Consider the following 2,918-nt stretch of genomic DNA (forward strand, 5'->3'; position numbering starts at 1 on the left):
TACCACGCTGCGAGTAATCCTGTTCGACATCGCTCGCATGGAGGATCTTCGCCGTTCGTTGCGAGATCTTGGATGCTTTTCGGAATTGAGTCCAAAGATATTCGGGTCGAAGATGATGTCCTCGGGCGGAAAACCGACCTCGTCCACCAGCAGCCGGTAGGCGCGCTCGCAGATCTCGATCTTGCGGGCATAGGTGTCGGCCTGACCCTGTTCGTCAAACGCCATCACCACGGCGGCGGCGCCGTAACGCCGCACCAGCTTGGCCTGGCGCTTGAACTCGGCCTCGCCCTCCTTCATCGAGATCGAGTTGACGATGCCCTTGCCCTGGATGCACTTCAGGCCGGCCTCGATGACGCTCCATTTACTGCTGTCGATCATGATCGGCACACGGGCAATCTCGGGCTCGCCGGCGATCAGGTTCAGAAAGCGCACCATCGCCGCCTGGCTGTCCAGCATCGCCTCGTCCATATTGATGTCGATCACCTGGGCGCCGTTCTCGACCTGCTGGCGGGCGACGGCCAAGGCGTCCTCGAACTGGCCGTTCAGGATCAGCCGGGCGAAGGCCTTCGAGCCGGTCACATTGGTGCGCTCGCCGATATTGACGAACAGCGTGCCGGCCTCGATCAGCACCGGCTCCAGCCCGGAAAGCTTCATCGCGGGCGGCGCTGAGCCTGGGGTGCTGGTGGAATTTGTAGTCATGGCGGCCTCAAGGAAACAACTGGCCGCGAACTCACCGCGGCCACAAAAAACATGGATCGGTGAGCGTCGTTGTCGGCAAGCTGGGTATCCATTTGCCTGTTCAAGCCTGGCCGGCCGTGGTGGAACTCACCAGGGCGGGTCGCAACGCTCCTTGAACCGTGCGCGATTTTACAGGCAGCCCAACAACACGACTGAATTCAGCGCCACCCCGGCCGACAATTAACCACTATGGATCTGATTCAGCTTCCCCCCAACAGCCTGCGCATCGGCCAGGTGTTGACGTTTTCGCTGCGCGACGCGGCCGGCAAGCTGCTGGTGGCCAGCGGCCAAACCTTGTCCAACGCGCCGCAGATGCAGGCTTTGCTGGCCAGCGGCGTCTGGGTGCTGGCCCACGAGACCAAGGAGTTCCACCGCGCGCAAGCGCACAAGATGGATACCTTGATGCACCAGGGCGCGAACTTGAGTGACATCGTCAAGGTGCAGGCCGACTTCGTCAAAACCGATCGCAATAAGAAGGTCGATCTGGGCGAGCAAGCGGCCTGGGCCGATCTGCAGATGCACGCGCACAGCCTCTTGCGCGACCCTCGCACCGACGACTTTCGCGGCCGTTTTCGGCAACTGCATAACGACGCCGTCGCACGGTTAAGCCACAAGCCCGACGCGATCCTGATGTTGTTGATTTATGACGCCGCTCAGGGCTTCGAGAAGTACAGCGGCCGCCACGCCCTGCTCTGCCTAGCGCTGGCCGAACTCTGCGCCGCCAAACTCGGCTGGCCCGACGACTGGCGCTTGGCACTGACACAAGCCGCACTGAGCATGAACATCAGCATCAGCGCCAACCAAGACCGCCTGGCTGCCCAGGTCGAAGAACCCAGCCACGCCCAGCGGCAAGCGCTGATCTCGCATGGCGACCGCTCGGCCGCCTTGCTGGGCGAGCTGGGCGCCAGCTCCGAGCTGTGGCTCAAGACCGTTTGCCTGCACCATGACGCCGGCCCCGGCCCGCTGGCCGGCCGTGCACCGGCCGAACAGCTGGCGCGGCTCTTGCGCCGCATCGACATGTTCGCCTCGCGCATCAGCCCCCGTGGTTCGCGCAAGGCACAGCCGGGCGCGATGGCCGCGCGCGCGGTGTTTCTGGACGAGATGAAGCAGCCCGACGAGGCTGGCGCCGCCATCGTCAAGACTCTGGGGCTCTATCCGCTTGGCAGCCTGGTGCGGCTAGCCAATGGCGAGGTCGGCATCGTCTTCAAACGCGGCCACAGCGCGACGGAGCCAATGGTGGCCAGCCTCTTGGGCAAAAGCGGCAACCCCTTGAGCGAGCCGGTTCCGCGCGACACGCGCCTCGCAGCCCAAGCGGTCAGCGCCAGCCTGGCGCCGCATGAATTAAAACTCAGGGTGTCGTTGGAGAAGTTGCTGAAACTGTGACCTTCAATACTTGACCCCGCGCTTTGTCTCGCGTTTCTATCAAAGCTTCATCAAAGTCCCATTTTGGGACTACACTTCACCCTATGCGAGTGATTGCCGTGTCTACCCTTCGGGACTTCTGGGAGCGCCATCCCGACGCCGAGCAGCCGCTGAAGGCTTGGTACGAGGAAGCCACGAGTGCGACCTGGACCCAGCCCGCTGACATCAAGGCACAGTACCGCAGCGCTAGCGTGCTGAAAAACCGTCGGGTGGTTTTCAACATCAAAGGCAATGACTACCGCCTGATCGTGGCCGTTTCGTACAAATTGGAAATCGTCTACGTGAAGTTTTTCGGCACCCACAATGAGTACGACGCAGTGGACGCAGACACCATCAATTCGGCCTGACCGGCCACGGAGTGAGACATGAACATCCGCCCTATCCGCACCGAAGCAGACTACAAGGCCACTCTCACAGAGATTTCCGCCTTGATGGACTCCGATCCTGATCTGGGCACGCCGGAGGGCGATAGGCTGGACATCCTCGCCACGCTGGTGCAAGCCTACGAGGCCAAGCATCTACCCATCACCGCGCCTGATCCGGTGGGGGCCATCAAATTTCGGATGGATCAAGGCGGCCTGTCCGTCAAAGATCTTGAGCCCATCATTGGCAAGAGCAACCGCGTCTACGAAGTCCTGAACCGCAAACGCCCTCTGACGCTGGCCATGATTCGCAGGCTGCACATCAGCCTGGGCATCCCTGCGGATGTGCTGATTGCGGCGACTGTTGTCGGGTGACCTGCCTGACCTGAGCCTCGG

4 protein-coding genes and 1 riboswitch are annotated in these 2,918 nt (G+C 62.0%); of the genes, 3 read left to right on the forward strand and 1 reads right to left on the reverse strand.

The window, feature by feature from the left end; genetic code table 11:
• A partial coding sequence (locus tag RMO57_RS03935; RefSeq protein ID WP_310384422.1) for a dihydropteroate synthase occupies positions 1-699 on the reverse strand: 699 nt, incomplete at its 3' end.
• Between the two features lie 54 nt (positions 700-753).
• A riboswitch (S-adenosyl-L-homocysteine riboswitch) is annotated at positions 754-858 on the reverse strand.
• Between the two features lie 69 nt (positions 859-927).
• On the opposite strand from RMO57_RS03935, the gene RMO57_RS03940 reads away from it, so the two are divergent.
• The 3 genes from RMO57_RS03940 to RMO57_RS03950 all read left to right on the forward strand — a co-directional run bounded on the left by RMO57_RS03940 (position 928) and on the right by RMO57_RS03950 (position 2,897).
• Positions 928-2,121 (forward strand): hypothetical protein, encoded by a 1,194-nt coding sequence (locus tag RMO57_RS03940; RefSeq protein ID WP_310384425.1) that lies wholly within the window; start codon positions 928-930, stop codon positions 2,119-2,121.
• A gap of 83 nt (positions 2,122-2,204) precedes the next feature.
• The gene (locus tag RMO57_RS03945; protein WP_310384427.1) at positions 2,205-2,507 is read left to right on the forward strand and encodes a type II toxin-antitoxin system HigB family toxin; all 303 of its coding nucleotides are present in this window, start codon (positions 2,205-2,207) and stop codon (positions 2,505-2,507) included.
• Positions 2,508-2,525: 18 nt separating this feature from the next.
• The gene (locus tag RMO57_RS03950) at positions 2,526-2,897 is read left to right on the forward strand and encodes a transcriptional regulator (RefSeq protein ID WP_310384429.1); all 372 of its coding nucleotides are present in this window, start codon (positions 2,526-2,528) and stop codon (positions 2,895-2,897) included.
• Positions 2,898-2,918: the final 21 nt, after the last annotated feature.

Origin of the sequence: Roseateles sp. (assembly GCF_031397715.1) — a bacterium.
Lineage (GTDB): Bacteria > Pseudomonadota > Gammaproteobacteria > Burkholderiales > Burkholderiaceae_C > Paucibacter_A.